Origin of the sequence: Streptomyces eurythermus (genome assembly GCF_014649115.1) — a bacterium.
Classification (GTDB): Bacteria; Actinomycetota; Actinomycetes; order Streptomycetales; family Streptomycetaceae; genus Streptomyces; species Streptomyces eurythermus.
The window spans coordinates 1-24,395 of the sequence record NZ_BMSK01000007.1; the positions used below are offsets into that span (position 1 = coordinate 1).

Consider the following 24,395-nt stretch of genomic DNA (forward strand, 5'->3'; position numbering starts at 1 on the left):
TCCCGCAGTGGCTGCACACCTACAATCACCACCGCGGACACACCGCGCTGAAAGGGCAACCACCCGCCAGCCGCGTCCCCAACCTCACGGGTCAGTACACCTAGGCGCCCGCTTCACTCGGCACCCCGCCTACCAGCCGGGGCTGGCCCTCGTCGCCGACCCCGGCCATCCCGCCACCCGGCATCTGCCGCCGGCGTGGGAGTTCACCGACGAGTGGTACGACTTCGACCGCGTCCCGGACGGCCCGGCGCGGGTGCTGCTGCGCGCGGACGAGGGGTCGTACGACGGCGGCGGGATGGGCGCGGACCATCCGCTGGCCTGGTGCCGCGAGCGGGGCCCGGCAGGCGGGCGAATGTTTTACACATCCCTTGGCCATGCCTCGGGCGCGTACCGCGACCCGGACTTCCTGGCTCACCTGAACGGCGGACTCCTCTGGGCGTCCGGAGCCACCAAATAACGTTTCTTCGGTGAACCGGTTCCTCCATTGGGGTGACTAAAGCTCGCGTAGAGGGATGGTCATGTGTCTACCTAGAGATGCTCTTGTCTTGGCAAAGGGCGTCGAGACGCGTGACCCATCCTGCCCGCGTCACCCACCCACAGAAGGAGCCGGACCTTGTCTTACGGTAAGAAGCTGCGCGAGTCCATCGCCGGGCCCGGGACCACACCGCTGATCGGCGTGTACGACATGTACTCGGCGTCGATCGCGGCCAAGCACTACGACGGGATGTTCGTCTCGGGCTTCGGCTTCGCGGCCTCGTACTACGGCCTGCCGGACATCGGATTCATCGCCTGGCCCGACATGGTGGCCTTCGTCCAGCGCCTGCGGGGCGCCTTCCCGCACCACCACCTGCTGGTGGACATCGACGACGGGTACGTCGACCCCGAGGTCGCCTGCCACGTCGTGGAGGGGCTCGAGCGCATCGGCGCCTCCGGGGTGATCCTGGAGGACCAGAAGCGGCCCCGCCGCTGCGGCCACGCCGACGGCAAGCAGGTACTGCCCCTGGACGAGTACCTGGAGAAGCTGAACAAGGTCCTGGAGACCCGCAAGGACCTGGTCGTCGTCGCCCGTACGGACGCCACGGACGAGCACGACATCCTGCACCGCGCCGAGCGGCTGGCCGCCACCGACGCCGATGTGGTGCTGGTCGACGGGGTGCGCAGCGTCGAGTGGATCAAGCGGATCCGCAAGGTCGTCGGGGACAAGCCGCTGCTGTTCAACCAGATCGCCGGCGGCAAGTCGCCCCGGCTGTCCCTCGGTGAACTCTCCGACCTCGGCGTGGACGTCGCCATCTACAGCACCCCGTGCCTGTTCGCCGCTCACGAGGCGATGGACTCCGCGCTCGCCGGTCTGAAGGCGGCCGACGGACGGCTGCCGGAGGTCGATCCCGCGAGCGGCGTCGGCGTGAAGGCATCCACCAGCCTGCTGGAGCGCAACATCGCCCGTGAACGGCTCGTCCCCGAGGGCGTGGGCGTGTGACCCGTGCCGTGTCCGGGCTCGGTATGGCCGCGGCGGCCGTCGCCGCCCTCCTCGGGGCGGGTGCCGCCCCGGCCGTGGCGTCCGAGAGCCTGATCACCGTGATCGACAACTCCGAGGCCGACTCCTGGCTCGAAGTCGATCGCACGGCCAATCTCCAGAACGGCAGCGGCACCGCCGGCAGCGACCACGACGGCAGCGCCGTGGACGTGGTGGAGGCCCTCCTCGCCGGGCCGGACCAGGACGAGGAGGACTGAGGGGCGCGCGGGACCCGGGGACCCGGGAACCGGGAGAACAACGGAACACAACGGAACACGAGCGACGGCCGGGCACCCCCCGAGGGAGGTGACCGGCCGTCACGCGTGACGAACTCCGCCGGGGCTCAGTCCTCTCCGACGTCGGGGCGGCCGTTCTCGTCGAGTTCGACGTCCTCCTTGGGGTCGTGCTCGTCGGCGGGCGAGACCGCGGACGAGTTCGCCGGAGAGGTCCCGGCGGAGACCGCGGGGGACGTCACGGTGGCGCGCTGCTGTGCGGGGGCCAGGGTGTGCCGGGCGGCATGGGCCGTGCCGTAGGCGGCGGCCAGGACGACCGCGGCCACGGCGAGGGGCGCGGCGATACGCGTGCTGTGGTTCATGCCCGGCCAACGACCGCCGCGGGGGCGGGGTCACCGCCCGGCAGCCGAACCGGGCCCGGACATCACGCGGTTGGCCGCTGGGCGGTTACGGGCCCGTACACCGTGGGGCGGACCGCCGGCGGGGCCGTGCTCACCCGCCGTACCAGCCGGATCGCCGGTTACCGCTCGGCGCACGCCTCGGCGGGCGTAAAGCTGCGCCTCAACACGACGGGAGACAGAGGAATTCACGGGAGGGTAGGGAGGACGACTTCGGCACCCCTGGCCATACGGACCCGAAACCCGGGTCACTCCCGGCGCCCGCCGCCCGAACCGGGGCCACCCCCGACCCCCGCCCCTCGACCCAAGCGGCGCCCGCCGTCCTACGTCTGTTGACCTTCGAGTGGGTTGAAGCCCCACGATGACGCCGTGCCCAACTCTGAGCTGATGCCGATCGGGATCTTCGCCCGGCGCAGTGGACTGACCGCCAGCGCGCTGCGGTTCTACGCCGACTCCGGGCTGTTGCCCCCCGCCGAGGTGGACCCGGTCACGGGCTACCGCTACTACCGCGCCGACCAGGTGGCCCGGGCCGCCGGACTCCGCCGGCTCCGGGAGATCGGCATGCCTCTCGCCACCGCCGAGGCGGTCCTCGACGCCAGGCCCGGGGACGCGGCCCGGCTGATCGACGCGCACGTGGCGAAGGCCCTCGCGGACGCGGAAGCGGTGCGGCGCGAGGCCGCCGTGATCAAGTCCTCGCTCACCGGCGCGCCGAGCCTGCCCCTCGCCGCGCTGAAGGGACCGGTGCTGGCCGACGCCATCGAGCAGGTCCTGACCGCGACCGCCCAGGACCCGCGGATGCCGGTGCTCGGCGGGCTGCGCATGGAGGCGACCCCGGAAGCGGTCACCCTGACCGCGACCGACCGCTACCGGCTCTCGATCCGCACCCTGGTCCCCGCCGAACCCGCGACCACCCACTGGGCCGCCACGGTCGACGGCGACGACCTGCGCACCGCGCTCACCCACATCCGCCGCAGTCCCCTGCTGCGCGTCGAAGCGACACCGCACACGATCCGGCTGCGCGGCGCGGACCGCGTGGACCGGCACTGCCGGCTGCTCGGGGCGGAGTTCCCCGACCACCGGCTGATGCTCGCCTCGCTCCCCGATGCCGGTACCCGGGTGACGGTCGCGAAGGAGCCGCTGCTGCGCGCGCTGGAGGACCACTCCGGGGAGCGCAGCACGCTGCGGGCGACCCGGCACGGCCTGCACGTCCGGGCGGCCGGCGACCCCGGCCCCGGCGCGGCGCTGCCGGCCACCGTCACCGGGCCGGAGCTCAGGGTCTCCTTCGAGCTGACCACGCTCTACCCGGCCGTCAGCACGGCTGTCGGCCCCGACGTACTGCTCGACCTGCGCGGCCCCGGCCTGCCCGTCACCATCCGCTCCGCCGACCGCGGCGACCTCACCACCCTGGCCATGCCCGTCCGGCACGACCACTCCGCCTGACCGACAAGGACACCACGCGATGACCACCGCCCCCGCCCCCGCCACCCCCGACCCGGTCATGGAGGCCATCGGCCGGGCCGTCGCCCAGGGCCGGGCCGGTGACCCCGCCGCCGCCCGCCGGGCACTCCTGGACCTCTGGTCCGCGATCGGCGTCACCGGCGACCCGCTGCACCGCTGCACCCTCGCCCACCACCTGGCCGACCTCTACGACGACCCCGCCGAAGCCCTGGCCTGGGACATCCGCGCCCTCGACGCCGCCGACGCGCTGACCGAACAGCGCCTGCGCGCCCACCACGAGGGCCTCCGCCTCTCCGGCTTCCGCCCGTCCCTGCACCTCAACCTCGCCGACCTCCACCGCCGGCTCGGTTCCTTCGACGCCGCCGCCGCACACATCACCGCGGCCCGGCGGCACGCCTCGGGTCTCCCGGAGGACGGTTACGGCACCCTCGTCCGCACCGCCATCGGCGAGGTGGCCGAGGCCATCACCCGCCGGGACACCGCCGAGCGGGCCTCCGCGCCGGGAGCCGGCGCGTAGCGGGCGTCCCCCGGACGGCCGTGCGGCGGTTGGGTGCACAGGAATACGTTCGCGTGGTGTGGTGCTCTGATGTGAACGGTGTCCGCACCGGTGAGCGGTGCGGCCGCGTGGCGAAGGGCTGGCGGCGATGGCGGCAGACCAGGCGGGACCCGTGGTCACGACCCCCTACGGGGCCGTACGCGGCCGGTACGAGCGGGGTGTCGCGGTCTTCCGGGGGATCCCGTACGCCGCCCCGCCCTTCGGCCCGCTGCGGTTCCGCCCGCCCCGGCCGCCCGAGCCCTGGGACGGGGTCCGGGACGCCGCTGCCTTCGGGCCGACCGCGCCGAAACCGCCGTACTCCGAGGCGTTCGCCCAGTACCTGTCCGACCCGGACATCCCCGGCGACGACTGTCTCAACCTCAACGTATGGACCCCCGAGCCCGGACCCGGCGCCCGGCTCCCGGTGCTGGTCTGGCTGCACGGCGGCGCGCTGACCAGGGGTTCCTCGGCCGTGCCGGTCTACGACGGCGGCACCTTCGCGCGCGACGGGGTCGTCTGCGTCTCGGTCAACTACCGGCTCGGCGTGGAGGGGTACGGACTGTTCCCCGACGCGCCCCCGAACCCCGGCCTGCGCGACCAGCTCGCCGCTCTGGTCTGGGTGTACGAGACGATCGCGGCCTTCGGCGGCGACCCCGACCGGATCACCCTGTGCGGACAGTCGGCCGGCGCCATCAGCACGGGCGCCCTGCTGGCCGCGCCCCGGACGCGGGGCCTGATCCGGCGGGCGGTGCTGCAGAGCGGACCGCCCGAGGTCTCCGACCGCGACAAGGTACGGCGCGTGGTGCGCCGGATGGCGGCCCGGTTGAGGATACCGGCCACCGCCGAGGCGTTCGCCGCCGTCGACCGCGGTCTGCTGCTGCGCACCCAGGCCGAGGTCGGCCGGCTCGGCAGCCCGGTGCTCGGCGGTCCCGCGTTCGGCATCGTGGTGGACGGCGACCTCGTGCCTCGCGACCCGCTGAAGGCGCTGGCAGAGGGCACCGCCGCCCGGGACGCCGAACTGCTGATGGGCTGGACCCGGGACGAGTACCGGCTGTGGCTGGTGCCCGGCGGGCTGCTGGAGCGCGTCGACCGGCTCGGCGCGGTCGCCCTGGCCGGGGCCATGGCCCGCTGCCACGCCGGCCACGACATCCCGCGTGGCTACCGGGCCCTGCACCCCGACGCCGGAACCGCCGAGATCGTCGGCCAGATGGTCACCGACCACCTGCTGCGGGTGCCGCTGCACCGGCTCGCCGACGCCCGGCCCGGCACCAGTTACCTGTACGAGTTCGCGTGGCCGTCCCGGCTGCCCGGCCTCGGTGCCTGCCACGCCCTGGAACTGGGGTTCGTCTTCGACACCGGGGGCGTGCCCGAGTCCAGGAAGCTGGCCGGTGAGGGCGCGCCGCAGGAGCTGTGCGACGCCATGCACGCAGCGTGGGTGCGGTTCGCGACGACCGGGGACCCCGGCTGGGCGGCCTGGGACGCCACCCACCCGGTGCGGATCTTCGACGACGGCGGACCGTGCGTCGCCCTCGGCCCACGGGACGCGGAGGTCGCCCTGTGGGCCACCGCGTCCGCCGCCCCGGAGCCCCCGCGCCACTCCGTCCCGCGCGCCCCGGGCGCCGAACTCGCCTCCGCCATGCGCCGGCTCCGCCGCTCGGTGGGCCCGCTGCGCCGCTGACGACGGGGCCCGGCCAGGCAGGCACGGAACGAGCCGGCCGCCCGGTGGGAGGGTCCGGGCGGCCGGAGCTTCGGCCGGGGCGGGCCCGGGTTGTCGCCGGACACGCCGGATAGATAGGCACCGATCGTACGGGATCGGACACGCAACGTCATCGGCGCTCGGTGTCGCTGTTCGACCCGGGGGCGCCGCCCGGGCGCTCGGCCTCACCCCACGCGCCGATCAGCGCACCACCGGACGGCACCGATGCCCCCGCGTTCCCCCGACGGGGGACTGCGCTCAGACCGCGTCCGGTGTCCGCGCGATCTCTTCGATGCTCTCCGGGCCGATCAGCCACGCCCCCGTGCCGACTCGCGTGCCGATGGGTGCTCCTCCCGACGCCGCTCCTGGCTCCTCCGCGTGCCCTCGGCGGGGGGCTGCGTTCAGGTCGCGTCCAGTGTCCGCGCGATCCTCCCGATGCCTCCGGGCCGATCGGCCGCGCCCCCGCCTGGCCTGGTGTGTCGGTGGGGGTTCATCGGCGGCGCCGTTGCTGGTGCCTCCGTGTGCCCTCGGCGGGGGGACTGCGCTCAGGCCGCGTCCAGTGTCCGCGCGATCCCCCCGATGCCTCCGGGCCGATCAGCCGCGCCCCCGCCTGGCCTCGCGTGTCGGTGGGGGCTCATCGGCGGCGACGCTCCTGGCCCCTCCGCATCCTCCCGGCAGGGGATTGCGCTCAGACCGCGTCCAGTGTCCGCGCGATCTCCCCGATGCTTTCCGGCCCCACCCGGCAGCATCCGCCGATCAGCCGCGCCCCCGCCTCGCGCCATGCCGAGACCTGGGTCGTGCCGAACGTCGTCCCGCCCCGCCAGGCGCGGGCGCCGGCGTCCCAGCCCTCGCCGCTGTTGGGGTAGACCACGACCGGTTTGCCGGTGACGCGCGCCGCGATCTCCACGGCGGGCCCCACGTCCCCGGGCGCGCAGCAGTTGACGCCGACCGCGATCACCTCCTCCGCGTCGGCGGCGAGCGCGAACGCCTCCTCCAGGGGCTGGCCGGCACGGGTCCGCCGCCCGTCGACCGTGTACGACAGCCAGGCCGGCACCCCCAGTCCCCGTACCGCCCGCAGCAGTGCGGCGGCCTCGTCGGTGTCCGGCACGGTCTCCAGGGCCAGCACGTCCGGCGCGGCGGCGGCCAGCGTCTCGATCCGGGGCCGGTGGAACCGCTCCAGCTCGGCCACGCCGAGCCCGTACCGGCCCCGGTATTCGGAGCCGTCCGCGAGCATCGCCCCGTACGGCCCGACCGAGGCCGCAACCCACAGCGGGCGCCGCACACCCGCGTCCGCTGCCTGCCGGGCCGCCGTGCGGGCCAGGTCCACGCTGAGGGCGAGCAGCCGCGCGGCCTCCGCCCGGGCGATGCCCCGCTTGCCGAAGCCCTCGAAGGTGGCCTGGTAGCTGGCTGTGATCGCCACGCTCGCGCCTGCGCGGAAGTAGGCGAGGTGGGCCTCGGTGACCGCCTCGGGCCGCTCGGCGAGCAGCCGCGCCGACCACAGCTCGTCGCTCAGGTCGTGCCCGGCCGACTCCAGCTGGTTGGACATGCCGCCGTCGAGCACGACCGTCCCGGCGGCGAGGGCGTCGGCGAGGCTGGGGGAGGTGTCGCTGGTCATGGTCACGACGCTAGTCGAAGCGGGGCGGGACCGGACCGGGGGACCCGGCGCCCGCCCCATTGACCCTCCCGTTGCCCGCCCGTACCTTTTCGGCGTTCGGGATCACAGATGCAGTACGAAATGTCGAACGACCGAGAGGCAGTCCGCATGAGCCGCGACCACGACCTGCCCGACATCCCCGGCCGCAGAACGGTGCTCAAGGGCGCCGCGCTCGCCGCCGGCGCCCTGGCCGTCACGCCCGGCCTCGCCCAGGCGGCCCCCGCGCGGGCGACCGCCCCGAAGCCGCACCCGGAGAAGCGCCCGGAGGCGACCCCGTACGTGAACCCCCTCGTCCTCCAGCGCGCCGACCCGCACATCACCCGCCACACCGACGGCCGCTACTACTTCACGGCGACCGTCCCCGAGTACGACCGCATCGTCCTGCGCCGCGCCCGCACCCTGAACGGGCTGTCCACGGCCGCCGAGTCGGTGATCTGGCGGGCGCACGCGACCGGTCCGATGGGCGCCCACATATGGGCGCCGGAACTGCACCGGATCGGCGGCAAGTGGTACATCTACTTCGCCTCGGCCCCCGCCGAGGACGTGTGGGCCATCCGCATCTGGGTGCTGGAGAACGCCAGCCCCGATCCGTTCAAGGGGACTTGGGTGGAGCGGGGTCAGATCAGGACCGCCTGGGAGACCTTCTCCCTGGACGCCACCACCTTCCAGCACCGTGGCACCCGCTACCTGGTCTGGGCCCAGCACGAGCCCGGCATGGACAACAACACGGCCCTGTGGATCTCGGAGATGGCGAACCCGTGGACCCTCACCGGTCCCCAGGTGCGCCTGTCCACACCGGAGTACGACTGGGAGTGCGTCGGCTACAAGGTCAACGAGGGCCCGTACGTCCTCAAGCGCAACGGCCGGATCTTCCTCACCTACTCGGCCAGCGCCACCGACTGGCACTACTGCGTGGGCCTGCTGACCGCCGACGACCACGCCGACCTGCTGGACGCGCGCAGCTGGACCAAGTCGCCCGTCCCGGTGTTCACCAGCGACGACACCACGCGGCAGTACGGCCCCGGGCACAACTGCTTCACCGTCGCCGAGGACGGCCGTACCGACGTCCTCGTCTACCACGCCCGCCAGTACAAGGAGATCACCGGCGACCCGCTGCACGACCCCAACCGGCACACCCGGATCCAGAAGCTCGGCTGGAAGCCGGACGGCACCCCGGACTTCGGCGTCCCCGTGGCCGACACCGTGCGGGAAGGGGCGTGAGATGAGACGCGCGTACGCCGTCCTGCTCGCCCTGTGCTGCGCCCTCGCCGCCGCCCTGGCGACCGCCGGACCCGCCCAGGCGGCACCGGCGACCATTGCCAACGGCATTCAGTTCACCGACACTTCGGGCAACCCGGTGCACGCCCACGGCGGCGGGGTGATCAAAGTCGGCGGCTATTACTACTGGTTCGGCGAGGACCGCAACAGCGACAACACCTTCCGGTCCGTGGACGCCTACCGCTCCACCGACCTGAGGAACTGGGAGTTCCGCGCCCGCGTCCTCACCCGGTCGTCCGCCGCCGAACTGTCCACCGCCTACATCGAACGCCCCAAGGTCGTCTACAACGCGGCCACCGGCAAGTTCGTGATGTGGATGCACAAGGAGAACGGCACCGACTACGGCGAGGCCCGTGCCGCCGTCGCCGTCTCCGACACGGTCGACGGGACCTACACCTACCGGGGCAGCTTCCGCCCGCTCGGCCAGTACATGTCCCGCGACCTGACCACCTACGTCGACACCGACGGCACCGCCTACCTGGTCTCGGCCGCCAACGAGAACTACGACCTGCACATCTACCGGCTCACCGCCGACTACACGGGCATCGCCGGCCTGGTCGCCAACCCCTGGCCCGGCGGTCACCGCGAGGCACCGGCCCTGTTCAAGCGCGGCGGCGTGTACTTCATGCTCACCTCGGGCGCCACCGGCTGGAACCCCAACCAGCAGCAGTACGCGACCGCCACCTCCCTCACCGGTCCCTGGACGTCCTGGAAGGCCGTCGGCGACTCCACCGCCTACGGATCCCAGACCGCCTACGTCCTTCCCGTGCAGGGCACTTCGGGTACCTCGTACCTCTACCTGGGGGACTGCTGGGGCAACTCCTTCGGCGGGACGGTGAACGACTCCCGCTACGTGTGGCTGCCGCTGGCGTTCCCCACCGCCACCTCGATGACCATGTCCTGGTACCCGGAGATCACCGTCGACACCACGGCCGGCACCGTCACCGGCACCGCCGCGGCCTACAACACGCTGATCGCCCGGCACAGTTCCAAGTGCGCCGACGTGCCGAGCCGGTCGCTGTGGCAGGGCGTGGCGATCAGCCAGTACGGCTGCAACGGCGGCACCAACCAGAAGTGGTGGTTCAAGGACCTGGGAAACGGCTACCGGGCGCTGGTGGGCCGGGACAGTTCCCTGTGCCTCCAGGAGAACGCGAGCGGTGTCACCCAGGAGAACTGCACCGGCGCCACCGCCCAGCAGTGGTCGCTCGCCGCGTCCGGCTCGTACGTCACCCTCACGTCCCGCGCGAGCGGGGAGTGCCTGGACGTCTCCGGCGGGTCCACCGCCGACTCGGCCGCGATCATCACCTACGCGTGCAACGGTGCGGCCAACCAGCAGTGGACACGCGGTAACTGACGAATCGTCAGGCGAGGAGGTCGATGGCGTCGACGGCCGTACCGGCGCTGAGGTAGCCGGTCGTCCCCGAACCGCTCACCACGTCGATCCGCAGCACGTTGTACTGGCCGGTGTCCGTGCGCCAGGCGGCGGCCGGCACGCTGTAGGTGAAGGTGTGGTTGTTGCCCCGGTACGAGCCCACCGTCAGGGAGCGGGTGGCCGGCTGGGCGGGCGGGGAGGGGATCGCCGAGGTCCAGGTGTCGTTGACCGTGATCTGCGGCCGGCCGTTGGCGTAGGCCGTCGTCACGCCGATCCGCAGGGTGTGCGCGGCGGCGGCCTGCGCGGAGGTGAGCCGGAAGTAGACGAGCAGGCCGCTGTTGACGCCCTTCCACAGATAGCAGGGGAAGCCGGACGTCTCGGTGCCGCTGCCGATCACCACGTTCCCGGTCCAGGGCGCGGCCCGCACGTCGGACGGATGGGCGTACGTCATCAGGTCCGCGTTCTTGAACCCGCCCGGGGTGCCGTCCCAGTCCCCGATCCGCCAGATCGCGCTCGCCCGGGACGGGTCGTTGGACGAGGGAATGGTGAGCGTGTTCAGCGTGGTCGTCGTGCCCGCCATGACGGTCACCTGGGCGCTGTGGACGGCCAGTTCGCCCTTGTAGACCGTCAGCGTGTACGTGCCGGGCAGCACGCGGGAGACCGAGAAGTACCCGTCCGAGGCGCGCGCCGGAGCCCAGTACTGGGCCGAGGGATTGGCCAGGCCCACGGTGTACGGGTACGCCGTGTCCCGCCCGGCGATGCCGACCCCGGCGACACGGCCCCGGCCGCTGTCCGGTACGTAGCCGGCGATGCCGAGGGAGTCGGCCCACGGGGTGGTCAGCGTGCCGGGGTACAGGGCGGCCGGGGGCGCCCCGCCGTCGGTGAACGCGATGACGTACGGCCCCTGGAGCCCGTAGCGCTCGGCCTCCGTCTGGTTCTCCCCGTAGTACAGGATCTCGTACAGCCCGCCGCCGTCGGCGCTCTGGTGGCGCAGCAGCGAGCGGTAGAAGGGGCCGCCGGAGGCCTTCTCGTGGTTGCTGCGCACGATCCACAGGCCGACGCCGCCGGCGGACCAGCCGGTGTAGTCGTAGTCGACGACCCGCACCTTGGAGTAGTGCTTGGACCGGGTCTGCCCGTCGGGCTTGGCGAAGACGTCCGACGCCTCGATGGTGCTGGTCGTGTAGGTGTAGGAGTCGGGCTGGTCGTTGAGGAACAGGCCCGCCCTGACGCGCAGGATGAAGCGGGTCGCGCTGACCGAGGAGTCGGCCTTGTCGGTCCACAGGTAGATGTGGTTCTCGCCGCTGCGGGCCGCGTAGTAGTGGCGCAGCGTGCCGTGGGTGACGGAGATCAGGATGGTGGAGCCGGACTGGGCCAGGGTCACCGTGGAGCTGCCGAGACCGGACTCGATGTGCGAGTTCTTGCCGCCGTAGCCCTGGTACTCGGTGCCCCTGTAGACCAGCGAGGTCAGGTCGCCGGTGGACTTGGAGACCTTGAAGACCAGGGCCGCGCCGGTGTCGACGACGTAGTTCGTCCCGTCGTCGCGCCAGCCGAAGCCGGCGGCGACGGCGGCACCGGCGAGCGGGCCGGCGAGGGCGGCCGAGCCGGCGACGGCCGCGGTGCCGGCGACGAAGGCGCGACGCGTGACCGCGTCGGCGGGGGATCCGGACATGGGGGTGCCTCCTTCGGAGGTCCGGGTGTGCGGGTGACTGGCAGGGTGACAGTTGAATCGTTTTCGCGAAAGGGGTTTCACGCGTCTCGGGTCAGTGATCGCGCGAATTCCGGCTCAGGTCTAGAAAGCGCTTGTCGGGAGCGGTACGGTCCAGCCGCCGGACCTTGCCGACCGCCGAGGAGGCCCTCAGTGAGACGTTTCACCGCCCTGCGCGGCGCCACCCTGACCGCCCTCGCCCTCGGCACGGCCCTGACGGCGACCCCGGCCCGGGCCCACGGCGAACGGCCGCCCGGCATCGAGCACTGCACCGCCACCGCCTGCCACTTCGACGTCCCGCCGGGCACCTACGACGTGACCGTCCGGCTCGGCGCCGCCACGGCCTCCGCCACCCGCGTCACCGGCGAGACCCGCCGCACCCTGCTGCCGGAGACCGCGGTCCCGGCCGGCGAACACGTCACCCGCAGCTTCACCGTCGACGTCCGCACCCCCGAGGGCGAACCGACCGGCCCCGACGGAACCCCCGGCCTGGACCTGGCACTCGGCGGTTCCGCGCCCGCCCTCGACGCCATCCGGGTCACCCCGGCCGCCCGGCATGACCGCCGGATCCTCCTCATCGGCGACTCCACGGTCTGCGACCAGCCCGCCGACCCCTACTCCGGCTGGGGCCAGCAGCTCCCGCAGTACCTGCGCAAGGGCCTGTCCGTCGCCAACCACGCCGACTCCGGCGAGAGCACGGTCACCTACCTCCGGGACCCACGGCTGTGGGCCGCCGTCCAGCCGCTGATCCGCCCCGGCGACCTCGTCCTCGTCCAGCTCGCCCACAACGACAAGACCACCGACGAGGCCACCTACCGAGCCAACCTGGAGACCATGGTCGCCGGCATCCGGGACCGGGGCGGCGAACCCGTGCTCGTCACACCCGTCGTGCGCCGCTGGTTCAACGCCGACGGCACCCTGGACAACGGCACCGCCCTGCTCGTCAACGGCCTCGGCGTCGACCACCCGGCCGTCATCCGCGCGGTCGCCGCCGCCGGGGACGTCCCGCTGATCGACCTCACCGCCAGGACCAAGGCCCTGGTGGAGTCCCTCGGCCCGGAGGCATCCAAGGCGCTGTACCTGTACAACGAGAAGCGCGACAACACGCACACCTCCGTGCACGGCGCCACCGTCTTCGCGGGCCTGGTCCGCGACGAACTGCTCGCCCGGCACCTGGTCCCCGAGGGCAGGGTACGGGTGTGACAGGCCCCCGGGACGCCCCGACCGGAACCGGGGCGTCCCGGGTTCCCGCCGAGGAAGGACAGCCACCGCCGTGATCGAACTCCCCGCCGACGACCGCGAGTCGAGCCCGTACACCGGCTACACCCGCGCCCACTGGGAGGCCGCCGCCGACCGGCTCCTCGCCGCCGTCGAGCCGTACGCGAGCCCCGACCGCGCCCTCTACCACCTCCCCGGCGACCACGTGAGCCACTCCGGCCGCCTCTCCGACGGCCTCGAAGGCTACGCCCGCACCCTGCTGCTGGCCGCGTTCCGCCGCGACGAGACCGCCCTCGGCCGGTACGCCGACGGCCTCGCCACCGGGCCCGGCCGGGTCTGGCCCCGGATCACCGACCGCAGCCAGCCGCTGGTCGAGGCCGCCTCGATCGCGCTCGCCCTGCGGCTGACCCGGCCGCTGCTGTGGGACCGGCTGGCCGACCCCGTGCGCCGGCGCACCGCCGACTGGCTGGCGGACGCCCTCACCGCCGAGCCCTGGCCGTGCAACTGGGAACTGTTCCCGGTCACCGTCGGCGGCTTCCTCGCAGAGATCGGGTACCGGGAGGAGGCGGCCCGCGCCGCGATCGACCGGGGCCTGGAGCGGATCGAGACCTGGTACGAGGGAGACGGCTGGTACACCGACGGCGACGGCCGGAAGTTCGACTACTACAACGGCTGGGCCCTGCACCTCTACCCGGTCCTGCACGCCTGGCTCGCGGGCGACACCGCCCTCCTCGACCGCTACGGCCGCCGGCTCTCCCGCCATCTCGCCGACTACGCCCACCTGTTCGGCGGCGACGGCGCCCCGCTGCGCCAGGGCCGCTCCCTGACCTACCGGTTCGCCACCGCCGCCCCGCTCTGGCTGGGCGCGCTCACCGGGCACACCCCGCTGCCCCCGGGCCAGACCCGGCGCCTGGCCTCCGGTGCCCTGCGGTACTTCCTGGACGGCGGCGCGGTCGACGAGCGGGGCCTGCTGCCGCTCGGCTGGCTCGCCCCCGACACCTCCCTGGTGCAGAGCTACTCCGGTCCCGCCTCGCCGTACTGGGCGAGCAAGGGCTTCCTCGGCCTGCTGCTGCCGCCCGGCCACGAGGTGTGGACGGCGCCGGAGGAGGCGGCCCCCGCCGAACGCGCCGACGCGGCCCGCCCGGTGCCCGTCCCCAACTGGCTGCTCCAGTCCACCGCTTCGGACGGGCTGGTCCGGCTGCACAACCACGGCAGCGAGGACGTCCGGTACGACCCCTGCTACACCCGGCTCGCCTACTCCACCGCCACCGCGCCCGAGCCGTCGTACGACAACAGCGTGATCGTCGGCGGCGATCCGAGCCGTACGGGCATCGAGCCGCTCGGCACGGGCGAGGGCTGGATCGCCTCCCGGCACACCACGGGCGACGGGACCGGTGTCACCAGCCTGGTGGTGGTGCGCGGAGCCGTGGAGGTACGCGCCCATCTGGTGGCGGGCGCGGCGCCCGGGACGCCGGTCCGGGTGACGGGCTGGCCGGACCAGGACGGGGTGAGCGCCGAACTCGTTCCGGTCCACGGCCTGTCGGCGGAGCTGACCGGGGCCACCGGGGCGGACGGCGGCCCCGCGCTCTTCGTGGCGCTCGCCCGGCTCACCGGGGAGGCGGCACCGCGGCCGCTGTCCGGACTGGTGTCCGTGGCGGTGGGGGAGGACGCGCGCGAGGTGCGGGTGAGTTGGCCCGGCGGGCCGGCCGCCGTCTTCCGGTTCACGGCCGAGGGCGCGAAGTGGTCGGTGGCGCCCGAGTGAGCGGGCGGACGGTCGCTTCGGCGGGCGCCGAACCGTTCGGGGCCTAGCGTGGTCGTATGACCACAGAGCACGCCCCCGTCTCCTTCGCCGGCCTCCACCACCGCCCGGGAGAGCCGCTGTTACTGCCCAACGCCTGGGACCACGCCTCGGCCGCCGCCCTCGCCGCCCGGGGTTTCGCCGCGATCGGCACCACCAGCCTGGCGGTGGCGGCGGGCGCCGGACTGCCCGACGGGGCGGGCGCGACCCGGGAGCAGACCGTCCGGCTCGCCCTGACGCTCGGCTCCGAGCCGTACCTGCTCTCCGTGGACGCCGAGGCGGGTTTCAGCGAAGACCCGGACGAAGTCGCCCGGCTCGCCACCGAGTTGTGGGCCGTCGGGGCCGTCGGCATCAACCTGGAGGACGGCCTCGGCCCGGCCGCCCGGCACGCGGCGAAGATCGCGGCGGTGAAGGCGGCCGTGCCGGGGATGTTCGTCAACGCCCGTACCGACACCCACTGGTCGGGCGACGGGGACGAGCGGGACACCCTGCGCCGGCTCGACGCCTACCAAGCCGCCGGCGCCGACGGGGTGTTCGTGCCCGGCGTGACCGACCCGGAGCGCATCGCCGCCCTCGTCCGGCACACCGAGGCCCCCCTCAACGTCCTGTACTCGCCCGCCGGACCCTCGCTCGCCCGCCTCGCCGACCTCGGCGTGCGCCGGGTCAGCCTCGGCTCGCTGCTGTACCGCAGGGCGCTCGGCGCGGCCGTGGACGCGGTGGCCGACATCGCGGCCGGACGCGCCCCGGGCGGCCCGACCCCCTCCTACGCCGACGTCCGGGCGTTCGACCGCAGCGTCTCGGCGAGCCGGTCCGCGAACTCCACCGGGTGATCCAGCGTGCCGAGATGCCCGCCCGGGAACTCGGCGAACGCACCGCCCAGCCGCCCGGCGAGGGCTTCGGCCGTGCGGTACAGGAGCTGACCGCGCGAGTCGGTGCCGGCGGCGAGGGTGAGCCGGCCCGGGGGCGGGGCGGCGGCGGGCGCGTACGCGGTGAACGGGCGCAGGACACGGGCGAGGAAGACGCCCATCGGGGTCGCCGACTCGCCCTCGGCGGGCAGCCGTCCGGTCCCCTCCAGCTGCTCGATCAGCTCCGCCCGCCGCGTGGCCCCGTCCGGCAGGACCGTCACGCACGGCGGCTCGTGCGCGACCACGTGCGCCGTCCGTCCCGGGTGGCGGGCGAGCAGGTCCAGGGCCGCGATGCCGCCCGAGCTGGTGCCGAACACATACGCCGGTTCGCCCGCCGGCGCCACCGCGTCCAGCACCCGCCGCGCGCCCTCGCTCCAGTCCGTGACCGACTGTTCGGGAATAGGCCGGCCGAGCCTGCCGTGCGCGAGGCCCAGCGGATCGTAGGTGACCACGGTGAACCGTGTGGCCAGCCGCTCGGTGAGCGGCCCGAGGCCCATCGGATGCCCGGCCCCGCCCGGCAGGAGCAGCAGCACCGGGCCGCGGCCCGTGATGTCGTGGTACGGCGTGTCAGTCATCGCTCTTCCCCTCCCGGGGCCAGTGGGTGAGGGCCAGGTGCAGGGCGTCGACCGCCTTGTCCCAGGAGGCCCGTACGTCCCGGTCGGCGCCGAAGCCGCCCGCGCCCTCCAGGACGCAGTAGCCGTGGAACGTGCTGCGCAGCAGGCGCACCGCGTCCGTCAGGTCCGGCTCCTGAAGGCCGTAGCCGCGCAGCATGCCGTAGGTGATCTCGGCGGTGCGGCGCAGCGCGGCGGAGTCCGCGATCAGGGCCTGGTCGATCCGGATCTGGGTGGCCGCGTACCGGCCGGGGTGCTCCAGGGCGTAGTCGCGGTAGGCGCCGGCGAACGCCGTCAGCGCCTCCTTGCCCGCCCGGCCGGCCACGGCCGCCGCGATCCGGTCGATCAGCTCGCCGCCCGCGTACAGCGCGAGCCGGGTGCGCAGGTCCTGGAGATTGCGCACGTGCGAGTACAGGCTCGCGTCCTTGACGCCGAAGCGGCGGGCCAGCGCCGAGACGCTGAGCCGGTCGAACCCGGCCTCGTCCGCCAGCTCCGCCGCCGCCTCCACCAGCCGTTCGACGGTGAGTCCCGCCCGGACCATGGCCACCTCCCTTGAGTTCCTAGGGTGCAGCCTAGGGCATCTAGGAAACCGGTGCATCAGGGAATCGGCGCGTACAGCACCCCCAGCTTGTCGATCTCGTCGCCGGAGCGGCCGGTGAATCCCACGATCTGCCGGCCGGCCGGGGCGGTGAGGGTGGTGCCGTCGGTGGTCGGGGTGCCCGCGGCGAGCGTGCGGCCCCGGTCGGTGCTGAAGGCGGCCGAGAAGATCCGGGTACGGCCGTCCTTCTGGCCCTCGGTGAGCCGCACGGAGGTGAGGTGTTCTCCGGCGGCGAGGGTGAGCGAGGCGGCCGTGCCGCCGGTGCCGCCATGGCCGAGGACCGTGCCGCCGTCGTGGGTGAGGGACACGGCGTCCAGGCGGGCGCCGCCGCGCAGGGTGAGGGTGCGCGGGGCGGGCGTGGCCGGCAGGCCGGCGGCGTCGTTGAAGGCCGTGCCGTGCGGGCCGCCGAAGAAGTCGCTCGCGCGGAGCGCGGGGTTCGGCGTGTAGGCGAAGTCGACGGTGTGCGGGAAGTGGTCGGAGAGGTTGCCGCCGGCCGGGTCCAGGAACGTGGCCCACTCGTCGTGGTAGCGCGTCGCGGTCAGGGAGAGCAGGGGGCCGCTCCGGTAGAGCACCTTGTCGACCACCTCGCAGTCGTCGGGCGGCGCGGACGCCGGGCACAGCAGCGGATCGGCGCCCTGCGCGGGGGCCGTACCGCCCTTGACCAGCCGTACCCAGGCGTCGGTCAGGCCGCCCTCGTCGACGAGCGTGCGGATGTTGTCGCCGGCGCGGGTGTAGCGGGTGTTGGTGTCGCCCATCACGATCACCGCGTTGCCCGCCGAGTTGGCCCGGACGAAGGCCGACAGCTGGGCGATGTTGGCCCGCCGGGCGGCCAGGGCGTCGGCGCTGTCGTCGGCGTTGGGGTGCAGGTTGTACAGGTCCACGTACACGCCCTCGGCGAGCCGCACCCGGGCCAGGGTGAAGCCCTTGGGGGTGAGGCAGTTGGTGCCGGTGCAGTCGTTCCACCTCACCCGCTCGAAGTCCTCCAGCGGATAGGCGGACAGGGTGTTGAGTCCGTCGCCGAAGCCCGCGCCGCCGCTCGTGGCCGTGCGGTAGGGGTGGTGGTCGCCCGCGTAGAGCGCCGCGTGGTAGTTGAAGTCCTCCTGGACGTTGACGATGCCGTAGTCCGCCAGCCTGGGTGAGATCAGCGGGGTGTTGGCCGCCGGATGGCTGGAGCTGAGGCCCTCCGGCAGCCCGGCCACGTTGTACGTCAGGACACTGAAGCTCCCTGAGCCGGCGGCCTGTGCCGTGCCCGCGGAGGCGGTGAGCCCGGACACGGCCAGCAGGCCGGCGGCGAGAGCGCCGAGAAGTCGTCCCATGGGTCGCATAAGACCCATGTTCACGTCAACTCGGCCGTCACGACAGGGGAGTTCAGAAAACGCTGTCTGTCGCCGAGAAGACGAACGAGAACTCCGCCGGTTCGGCCCGCAGGTGGTACTGGGGCAGCGGGCCCGGGCCGCAGGACTGGGAGCCGATGCCGTGCTGCCCGTGGTCGAGGTTCACCCAGACCGTGTCGCCGGGCACCAGGTCGGTGCGGTGGGCGGCGGCGTCCAGCTGCTCGGTGGTCCAGCGGCGGGCGGTCAGGAAGAACACCGGGTCGCCCTCGATCCGCAGACCGCCCAGTTCCGCCCAGCGCACGTCGATCCGGGCGCCGTTCTCCTGCGGGCGGACGTACGGCGTCTGGAGGCCGTCGACGGCCGCCTCCCAGCGGCCGGTCAGCGCCGCCGCCCGGGTGTCCGGATACGCCTCGCCCGGTCCGCCGCCGTACCACCGCACCCGGTCGGCGGCCCGCAGGCCGAAGCGGATGCCGAGGCGGGGCAGCGGGACGGTCCAGTCGCCGTCCGGGACGGTGGACACCGTCAGCCGGAGCCGGTCGCCGTCCGACGTCCACCGGTACACCGTCGCGAGCCCCGTCTCCCGGGCGGCCGGCGCCACCCGGGTACGGATGGTCAGGGTGTCCTCGCCCGCCTCCACGGCGTCCAGGCGGTGCCGCATACGGTGCAGGCCCAGCTTCCGCCACAGCGGCCCGTAGCGCAGGTCGCTCTGCCAGGCCGCGCCGTCGTCGTTGTCGGTGGTGGCCCGCCACACGTCCAGCCGCAGACCCGTCACCGGCACCCCGCCGACCGTCCGCACCGCACCGGTCCGGGCGTCGAACGTGGCCGGGCCCAGGACGATCACCCCGTCGCCCGGCACCGGCCGGGCGCTCGCGGCGACGGACGGCACCCGGCGCTCCGTCACCGGGATCTGCCCCCAGGCGACGACATGACCCGCCGGCGCCCACGCGGTGGCAGAGGCGAGCCGCGCCCGGACGGTCCACAGCGCCTCGCCGGACGGTGCCCCGGCCGGTACGGCGGGCAGCTCGACCTCGGCGGACTCGCCGGGAGCCAGCGCGGGCACCGGCAGCGTGCCCTCCGCCACCGGTTCGCCCTCGACCTCGTACGACCAGGAGAACGCCAGCGCCGAGAGGTCCGCGAAGTCGTGGCCGTTGGTGACGCGGACGGTGCCGGCCGTGCCGTCGCCGGTGAGGGTGACGGGCTCGATCACCTTCTTGTACTCGATCAGTCCCGGGGACGGCCGCCGGTCCGGGAACAGCAGGCCGTCGCAGACGAAGTTGCCGTCGTGCAGCTCCTCGCCGAAGTCGCCGCCGTAGGCGTACCCCAGCCCGGGATGGGCGATGCCGTGGTCGATCCACTCCCAGACGAAGCCGCCCTGGAGCCGGTCGTAGGAGCGGAACAGCCGCTGGTAGTCGGCGAGTCCGCCGGGGCCGTTGCCCATGGCGTGGGCGTACTCGCACAGGATGAACGGCAGTTCGCGGCGCCGGCGCGGTCCGCCGTCCAGGCCCCGGCCGATCCGCTCCACCTCGGCGTGGCTCGCGTACATCCGTGAGTACACGTCCGTGTCACGGCAGTCGGCGTCGCCCTCGTAGTGCAGCAGCCGGGAGGTGTCACGGCCGCGGATCCACTCGGCCATCGCGGTCAGGCCCCGACCGGTGCCGGCCTCGTTGCCCAGCGACCACACCACGACCGACGGATGGTTCTTGTCCCGCTCCACCATCCGGGCCGCCCGGTCCAGCAGGGCTGGCGTCCACCGGTCGTCGTCGACGGGGTTGTCCCGCCAGCCCTGTTCGGTGAAGCCGTGCGTCTCCAGGTCGCACTCGTCGATCACCCACAGCCCGAACTCGTCGCACAGGTCGAGGAAGGCCGGGTGCGGGGGATAGTGGGAGGTGCGGACCGCGTTGATGTTGTGCCGCTTCATCAGCAGCACGTCCTCGCGCATGGTCGCGAGGTCCAGCGCCCGGCCCTTCCCGGGGTGCCACTCGTGCCGGTTGACGCCCTTGAACAGGACCGCCGTCCCGTTGACCTTGATCAGCCCGTCCGACAGCTCCACCGTGCGGAAGCCGATCCGCAGCGGCACCCGCTCGCCCCCGGTGGCCAGCACCCCCTCGTACAGCCGGGGCGTCTCCGCCGACCACGGCTCCACCGGCAGCGTCACCGGCTCCCCGGTGGGCACGTCGACGCCCAGCTCCGGCACGGTCACCCGGCCGTCCGTGTCGGAGTCGACCCGCAGCGTGCCCGTGCCGGTGGTGTGGTCGTAGGAGGCGTGCACGAAGAAGTCGAGGACGTGGCCCGCCGGGCGGTGCAGCAGGGTGACGTCCCGGAAGATGCCCGGCAGCCACCACTGGTCCTGGTCCTCCAGGTACGAGCCCGCCGACCACTGGTGCACCCGCACGGCCAGCACATTGCCGGCCGGCCTCAGCAACGGCCCGACCGCGAACTCGTGCGGCAGCCGGGAGCCCTTGAACCCGCCGAGTTCGGTGCCGTTCAGCCAGACCCGGGCGCAGGACTCCACGCCGTCGAAGCGGAGCACCGCGCCACCGTCCGCCGGCCAGCCGTCGGGCAGGTCGAACACGCGCAGGTGGTCGCCGGTCGGGTTCTCGGTCGGCACCCGGGGCGGGTCGACCGGGAACGGATAGAGGTGGTTGGTGTAGGCCGGGGAGCCGTGCCCCTGGAGCACCCAGTGGCCGGGTACCGAGACCTCCGCCCAGTCACTGGCGTCGTATTCGCGCGCCGCGAAGGAGTCGTCCTCGGCGTCGGCCGTCTCCGACAGCCGGAAGCGCCAGGTGCCGTTGAGGGACAGGGACGGGGCGTCGGAGGACGCGTACCAGGCGCGGGGCGGCAGCGTCCCGGAGCCCGGCGAGACGTCCTCGACGTACCCGGTGGTCGTGGTCACGGACATGGGTCTCCTAGCTCAGCCCTTGATGCCGGTCTGCGCGATCCCCTGCACCAGCCAGCGCTGGAGGAAGAGGAACACGAACAGCAGGGGCAGGATCGAGATGGCGGTCGCCATGAAGATCAGGTGGTAGTTGACGGTCTGGTTGGTCATGTACGACGAGAGCGCGACCTGCACGGTCCAGGCGCTCGGGTCCTGGCCGATGACCAGCGGCCACAGGAAGGCGTTCCAGCCGCTGATGAAGGTGATCGTGGCGATCGCCGCGAAGAAGTTCAGCGAGTTCGGCACCACGACACGCCAGTACGCGCCCCAGTGGCCGAGCCCGTCCACGCGCGCCGCCTCCTCCAGCTCCTTGGGGAACCCGAGGAAGTACTGCCGGAACAGGAAGCAGGTGAAACCGCTGAACAGGCCCGGGATGATCAGACCCCGGTAGCTGTCCACCCAGCCGAGTGACGACACCAGCACGAAACTCGGCACGAAGGTGACCGCGGCCGGGACCATCAGGGTCACCAGGACGGCGTAGAAGACCTTGTTGGCGTGCCGGTAGGGGATGCGGGCGAGGGCGTAACCGGCCGGCGAGCACACGACCAGCGTGCCGGCCGTGTGCAGGACGCCGACGACCAGCGAGTTCCACATCGACCGGCCGAAGTCCACCGTCGGGTCGTCGAACGGCTCGGTGATGTTGCCCCACTGGATGTGGCTCGGGAAGAACTTCCAGTCCTCGCCGGTGATCTCCGGGTCGGTGGACAGCGCGTTGCGCACCAGCAGATAGAACGGGACGAGGAAGAGCAGCGCGGCGACACTGGTCGCGAGGTACAGCCCGGTGGAGCCCATCAGGCCGCCGCGCCGGGCGCGGCCGCGGGACTCGGGTGCGGTGGTGGTCACTTGGACTGCTCCCCCCTGCCGAAGCCCATGATCCTGCCCTGGAACAGGGTGACGACGCAGATCAGCACGGTCAGCACCACGGCTCCCGCGCTGCCCTTGCCGTAGTTCTGGTCCTGGCCGAGCGCGGTGTAGTACAGCTCGACCAGCGGTGGACGGCCCCAGGTGGTCTTGGACAGCAGGTTGAAGAACTCGTCGAAGGCCTGGTAGGCGGCCACGAGCAGCAGCAGGACCACGGCCGTCGAAGTGGCCCGCAGCTGCGGCAGCGTGATGTGCCGGAAGGTCTGCCAGCCGGGCTTGGCCCCGTCGATGGCGGCCGCCTCGTACAGCTCCCGCGGGATGTTCTGGAGGGCGGCCAGGAACAGGATCATGTAGAAGCCGGACTGGAGCCACAGCCGCGCGGTGATGATGACCAGCCAGTACCAGGGCGGGTCCGGGCTGGCGAGCCAGGCGGTGTCGTCCACGCCGAACAGGCCGAGGACGGTGTTGGCCAGACCGAAGCGCACGCCGTTGAAGAGGGACATCCTCCAGATCAGCGAGGCGGCGACATAGCTGCACGCGGTCGGCAGGAAGAACACCGAACGGTAGAACGCCCGCATGAACCGCAGCCGGTTCACCAGCAGCGCCAGGCCCAGGGAGAGCGCCCAGGTGGTGGGCACGATGAAGGCGGCGAACACGGTGAAGGTGCCGAGCGAGCCCATGAACCCGCTGTCGGACAGGATCTCCCGGTAGTTGCCCAGCCCCACGAACTCGCTGGGCGTCACCGTGAAGCGGGCCTCGAAGAAGCTGAGGTAGAGGCTCCAGCCGACCGGGACGTAGACGAAGACGGCGAGCCCCAGCAGGAACGGGCCGGTGAAGAGCCAGAAGTTGAGGGCGCGGCTGCCGCGCAGCCGCCGGGGCCGGGCCTCGGTGGCGCGGGCGGTCCCCGCGCGCGTGGTGGTGGTCGACATCTCGGGATCCGTCCGGCGGCCTATCCGAACAGCTTCTTCAGCTCGGCGTTCACCGTCTTGTCGCACCGGTCGAGCGCGGCCTCGGGGTCACCGCCCTTGCGGACGCAGTCGGCGAAGAGGTCCTCCGTCGCGGTGATCATCGCCTGGGTCCAGCCGATGTTGTCGAAGTGCCCGTACTCGTTGAAGAGCCGCACGCCCTCCGCCGGCAGTCCCGACCCCAGCTTGCCGGTCGACCGGGCGATGGAGGTGCGCGGCGGGATGTGGAAGCCGTACGACGTCGCCCAGTCCTCCTGGTACTGCTTCTGGTCGAGCCACAGCCACTTGACGTACTCCTTGGCCGCGTCGACGTTCTTCCCCTTGGCGTTGACGAACATCGACCAGCCGCCGTTGTAGACGGACGGCCGGCCCGCGTCACCGACCTTCGGGAACGGCATGATGCCGAGGTCGTCGCCGAGGGTCTGCTGGAACTGCGGCATGGCCCACATCCCGCAGAACTGGATGGCGCACAGGCCCTGGCTCAGCGCCGACGGGTCCCAGAAGTCGGCCGGGGCGTCCAGCAGCAGATGGCCGCTGGTGAACAGTTTCCGCATCGTCCTCAGGCCCGCGACCACGGCGTCCGTGTGATAGGCGATCTCGTTCTTCTCGTTCAGGGTGTCCTCGCCGGCCGACCAGAACAGCGGGTTGATCACCGCGTGCAGATCGTTGCCGAGGAACAGGCCCTTGACCTTGCTCGTGGTGAGCCTGGCGGCGGCCTCCACCAGTTCGTCCAGCGTCCGCGGCGGCTCGACGCCCGCCTTCTGGAGCATCGACTTGCGGTAGAAGAAGAACTGCGGGTCGTCGATCATCCGCACGCCGTAGACCTTGCCGTCCACCGTGTGCGACTGGATGTCGGCCCGGTCGAAGTCGTCCTCGACCGGTGCGATGAGATCGGTCAGGTCCGCGACCTGGCCGCTTCTGACGAGCTGGATCTGCGGGTGGAACTCGAACAGGTCCGGCGCCTGGTCGGTGAGCAGGGACGCGAAGAGCTTGCTCTCGAAGTTGGAGCCGGTGATCCACTGCGTGGTCACGTCCGCCTTGGAGTACGCCTTCGCGTAGCGCTTGATCGCCTGCTCGGTGCCCGGTTCGCCGTAGGCGTGGAAGTACTGCACCAGCCGCTTGCCCGAACCAGAGCCGCCGCCACGGCCGTTGTTGCCGCCGCACGCGCCGAGCGCACCGGCGGCGGCCAGGCCCGCGGCGGCCCGGAGTATCGATCGACGGTCCCAGGTGCTGCTGTGTGCCGACATGCTGACGTCCTTGTCTGGTCGAGTGCGGCTGCGGCTCGCACGCCCGGTGCCCGAGGGCCGAAGGGGGTGTGGTGCGGGACG

20 protein-coding genes and 2 pseudogenes are annotated in these 24,395 nt (G+C 72.8%); 12 read left to right on the forward strand and 10 right to left on the reverse strand.

All coding sequences use genetic code 11. The features are described 5' to 3' along the window. The 4 genes and pseudogenes from IE251_RS14625 to IE251_RS14635 all read left to right on the forward strand — a co-directional run. A pseudogene (locus tag IE251_RS14625) lies at window positions 1-104 on the forward strand (IS481 family transposase); the annotation flags it as partial. Beyond that, window positions 98-457: pseudogene (locus IE251_RS40980) on the forward strand (ThuA domain-containing protein); the annotation flags it as partial. The pseudogenes IE251_RS14625 and IE251_RS40980, both read left to right, overlap by 7 nt. A 156-nt stretch (window positions 458-613) precedes the next feature. After that, window positions 614-1,477 carry an isocitrate lyase/PEP mutase family protein gene (locus IE251_RS14630; protein ID WP_189753376.1) on the forward strand — a complete coding sequence of 288 codons (864 nt, stop codon included), beginning with the start codon at window positions 614-616 and terminating at the stop codon, window positions 1,475-1,477. Then, window positions 1,474-1,731: a hypothetical protein gene (locus IE251_RS14635; protein WP_229896767.1), complete on the forward strand. Its 258-nt coding sequence runs from the start codon at window positions 1,474-1,476 to the stop codon at window positions 1,729-1,731. The genes IE251_RS14630 and IE251_RS14635 overlap by 4 nt, the downstream gene beginning before the upstream one ends. 125 nt (window positions 1,732-1,856) lie before the next feature. Here the strand turns inward: IE251_RS14635 and IE251_RS14640 are convergent, their stop codons facing one another. Beyond that, window positions 1,857-2,108: a hypothetical protein gene (locus IE251_RS14640; protein WP_189753377.1), complete on the reverse strand. Its 252-nt coding sequence runs from the start codon at window positions 2,106-2,108 to the stop codon at window positions 1,857-1,859. A gap of 405 nt (window positions 2,109-2,513) precedes the next feature. On the opposite strand from IE251_RS14640, the gene IE251_RS14645 reads away from it, so the two are divergent. The 3 genes from IE251_RS14645 (at window position 2,514) to IE251_RS14655 (ending at window position 5,815) form a co-directional block, all read left to right on the forward strand. Further along, window positions 2,514-3,584 (forward strand): DNA polymerase III subunit beta family protein, encoded by a 1,071-nt coding sequence (locus IE251_RS14645; RefSeq protein WP_189753378.1) that lies wholly within the window; start codon window positions 2,514-2,516, stop codon window positions 3,582-3,584. Between the two features lie 19 nt (window positions 3,585-3,603). After that, window positions 3,604-4,119 carry a hypothetical protein gene (locus IE251_RS14650; protein WP_189753379.1) on the forward strand — a complete coding sequence of 172 codons (516 nt, stop codon included), beginning with the start codon at window positions 3,604-3,606 and terminating at the stop codon, window positions 4,117-4,119. A 127-nt stretch (window positions 4,120-4,246) separates the two neighbouring features. Continuing rightward, complete coding sequence (locus IE251_RS14655; RefSeq protein WP_189753380.1) at window positions 4,247-5,815, forward strand: carboxylesterase/lipase family protein; 1,569 nt, start codon at window positions 4,247-4,249, stop codon at window positions 5,813-5,815. A 706-nt stretch (window positions 5,816-6,521) separates the two neighbouring features. Here IE251_RS14655 and mmuM read toward each other — a convergent pair. Further along, window positions 6,522-7,448, reverse strand: coding sequence for a homocysteine S-methyltransferase (gene mmuM / locus IE251_RS14660; RefSeq protein WP_189753381.1), 927 nt, complete (start codon window positions 7,446-7,448; stop codon window positions 6,522-6,524). 147 nt (window positions 7,449-7,595) lie between these two features. Here mmuM and IE251_RS14665 point away from each other — a divergent pair, with 147 nt between their 5' ends. After that, window positions 7,596-8,708, forward strand: a complete 1,113-nt coding sequence (locus tag IE251_RS14665; protein ID WP_189753382.1) for a glycoside hydrolase family 43 protein — start codon at window positions 7,596-7,598, stop codon at window positions 8,706-8,708. Between the two features lies 1 nt (window position 8,709). Next, on the forward strand, window positions 8,710-10,119 hold the full coding sequence (locus IE251_RS14670; RefSeq protein ID WP_189753383.1) for an RICIN domain-containing protein: 1,410 nt from the start codon (window positions 8,710-8,712) through the stop codon (window positions 10,117-10,119). A 7-nt stretch (window positions 10,120-10,126) separates the two neighbouring features. Here IE251_RS14670 and IE251_RS14675 read toward each other — a convergent pair whose 3' ends face one another. Further along, window positions 10,127-11,806: a rhamnogalacturonan lyase B N-terminal domain-containing protein gene (locus IE251_RS14675; RefSeq protein WP_189753384.1), complete on the reverse strand. Its 1,680-nt coding sequence runs from the start codon at window positions 11,804-11,806 to the stop codon at window positions 10,127-10,129. 189 nt (window positions 11,807-11,995) lie between these two features. Here IE251_RS14675 and IE251_RS14680 point away from each other — a divergent pair, with 189 nt between their 5' ends. The 3 genes from IE251_RS14680 (at window position 11,996) to IE251_RS14690 (ending at window position 15,688) form a co-directional block, all read left to right on the forward strand. After that, complete coding sequence (locus IE251_RS14680) at window positions 11,996-13,045, forward strand: rhamnogalacturonan acetylesterase (protein ID WP_189753385.1); 1,050 nt, start codon at window positions 11,996-11,998, stop codon at window positions 13,043-13,045. Between the two features lie 73 nt (window positions 13,046-13,118). After that, on the forward strand, window positions 13,119-14,822 hold the full coding sequence (locus tag IE251_RS14685) for a DUF2264 domain-containing protein (RefSeq protein WP_189753688.1): 1,704 nt from the start codon (window positions 13,119-13,121) through the stop codon (window positions 14,820-14,822). Window positions 14,823-14,878: 56 nt separating this feature from the next. Then, window positions 14,879-15,688: an isocitrate lyase/PEP mutase family protein gene (locus tag IE251_RS14690; protein WP_189753386.1), complete on the forward strand. Its 810-nt coding sequence runs from the start codon at window positions 14,879-14,881 to the stop codon at window positions 15,686-15,688. Here IE251_RS14690 and IE251_RS14695 read toward each other — a convergent pair. From IE251_RS14695 to IE251_RS14725, 7 genes are read right to left on the reverse strand one after another with little or no spacing between them, the layout of a single operon-like run. Beyond that, window positions 15,622-16,338, reverse strand: coding sequence for an alpha/beta fold hydrolase (locus IE251_RS14695; RefSeq protein WP_189753387.1), 717 nt, complete (start codon window positions 16,336-16,338; stop codon window positions 15,622-15,624). The genes IE251_RS14690 and IE251_RS14695 overlap by 67 nt on opposite strands. Beyond that, entirely contained in the window at window positions 16,331-16,915 is a 585-nt protein-coding gene (locus tag IE251_RS14700; RefSeq protein ID WP_189753388.1) for a TetR/AcrR family transcriptional regulator, read from the reverse strand. Before IE251_RS14700 ends, IE251_RS14695 begins: the two co-directional genes overlap by 8 nt. A gap of 56 nt (window positions 16,916-16,971) precedes the next feature. Further along, complete coding sequence (locus IE251_RS14705) at window positions 16,972-18,288, reverse strand: jacalin-like lectin (RefSeq protein WP_189753389.1); 1,317 nt, start codon at window positions 18,286-18,288, stop codon at window positions 16,972-16,974. A 52-nt stretch (window positions 18,289-18,340) separates the two neighbouring features. After that, window positions 18,341-21,205: a glycoside hydrolase family 2 TIM barrel-domain containing protein gene (locus IE251_RS14710; protein WP_189753390.1), complete on the reverse strand. Its 2,865-nt coding sequence runs from the start codon at window positions 21,203-21,205 to the stop codon at window positions 18,341-18,343. Window positions 21,206-21,217: 12 nt separating this feature from the next. Continuing rightward, window positions 21,218-22,084, reverse strand: coding sequence for a carbohydrate ABC transporter permease (locus IE251_RS14715; protein ID WP_189753391.1), 867 nt, complete (start codon window positions 22,082-22,084; stop codon window positions 21,218-21,220). Beyond that, the gene (locus IE251_RS14720; protein WP_189753392.1) at window positions 22,081-23,031 is read right to left on the reverse strand and encodes a carbohydrate ABC transporter permease; all 951 of its coding nucleotides are present in this window, start codon (window positions 23,029-23,031) and stop codon (window positions 22,081-22,083) included. The genes IE251_RS14715 and IE251_RS14720 overlap by 4 nt, the downstream gene beginning before the upstream one ends. 20 nt (window positions 23,032-23,051) lie before the next feature. After that, on the reverse strand, window positions 23,052-24,314 hold the full coding sequence (locus tag IE251_RS14725) for an ABC transporter substrate-binding protein (protein WP_189753393.1): 1,263 nt from the start codon (window positions 24,312-24,314) through the stop codon (window positions 23,052-23,054). Window positions 24,315-24,395: the final 81 nt, after the last annotated feature.

Excerpts from the sequence above, each read along its gene's own strand:
- IE251_RS14655 (WP_189753380.1), top strand. The coding sequence starts at position 4,247 with ATGGCGGCAGACCAGGCGGGACCCGTGGTCACGACCCCCTACGGGGCC.
- IE251_RS14640 (WP_189753377.1), bottom strand. The coding sequence starts at position 2,108 with ATGAACCACAGCACGCGTATCGCCGCGCCCCTCGCCGTGGCCGCGGTC.
- IE251_RS14695 (WP_189753387.1), bottom strand. The coding sequence starts at position 16,338 with ATGACTGACACGCCGTACCACGACATCACGGGCCGCGGCCCGGTGCTG.
- IE251_RS14675 (WP_189753384.1), bottom strand. The coding sequence starts at position 11,806 with ATGTCCGGATCCCCCGCCGACGCGGTCACGCGTCGCGCCTTCGTCGCC.
- IE251_RS14665 (WP_189753382.1), top strand. The coding sequence starts at position 7,596 with ATGAGCCGCGACCACGACCTGCCCGACATCCCCGGCCGCAGAACGGTG.
- IE251_RS14650 (WP_189753379.1), top strand. The coding sequence starts at position 3,604 with ATGACCACCGCCCCCGCCCCCGCCACCCCCGACCCGGTCATGGAGGCC.
- IE251_RS14690 (WP_189753386.1), top strand. The coding sequence starts at position 14,879 with ATGACCACAGAGCACGCCCCCGTCTCCTTCGCCGGCCTCCACCACCGC.
- IE251_RS14720 (WP_189753392.1), bottom strand. The coding sequence starts at position 23,031 with ATGTCGACCACCACCACGCGCGCGGGGACCGCCCGCGCCACCGAGGCC.
- IE251_RS14725 (WP_189753393.1), bottom strand. The coding sequence starts at position 24,314 with ATGTCGGCACACAGCAGCACCTGGGACCGTCGATCGATACTCCGGGCC.
- IE251_RS14705 (WP_189753389.1), bottom strand. The coding sequence starts at position 18,288 with ATGGGACGACTTCTCGGCGCTCTCGCCGCCGGCCTGCTGGCCGTGTCC.
- IE251_RS14670 (WP_189753383.1), top strand. The coding sequence starts at position 8,710 with ATGAGACGCGCGTACGCCGTCCTGCTCGCCCTGTGCTGCGCCCTCGCC.
- IE251_RS14710 (WP_189753390.1), bottom strand. The coding sequence starts at position 21,205 with ATGTCCGTGACCACGACCACCGGGTACGTCGAGGACGTCTCGCCGGGC.
- IE251_RS14700 (WP_189753388.1), bottom strand. The coding sequence starts at position 16,915 with ATGGTCCGGGCGGGACTCACCGTCGAACGGCTGGTGGAGGCGGCGGCG.
- mmuM (WP_189753381.1), bottom strand. The coding sequence starts at position 7,448 with ATGACCAGCGACACCTCCCCCAGCCTCGCCGACGCCCTCGCCGCCGGG.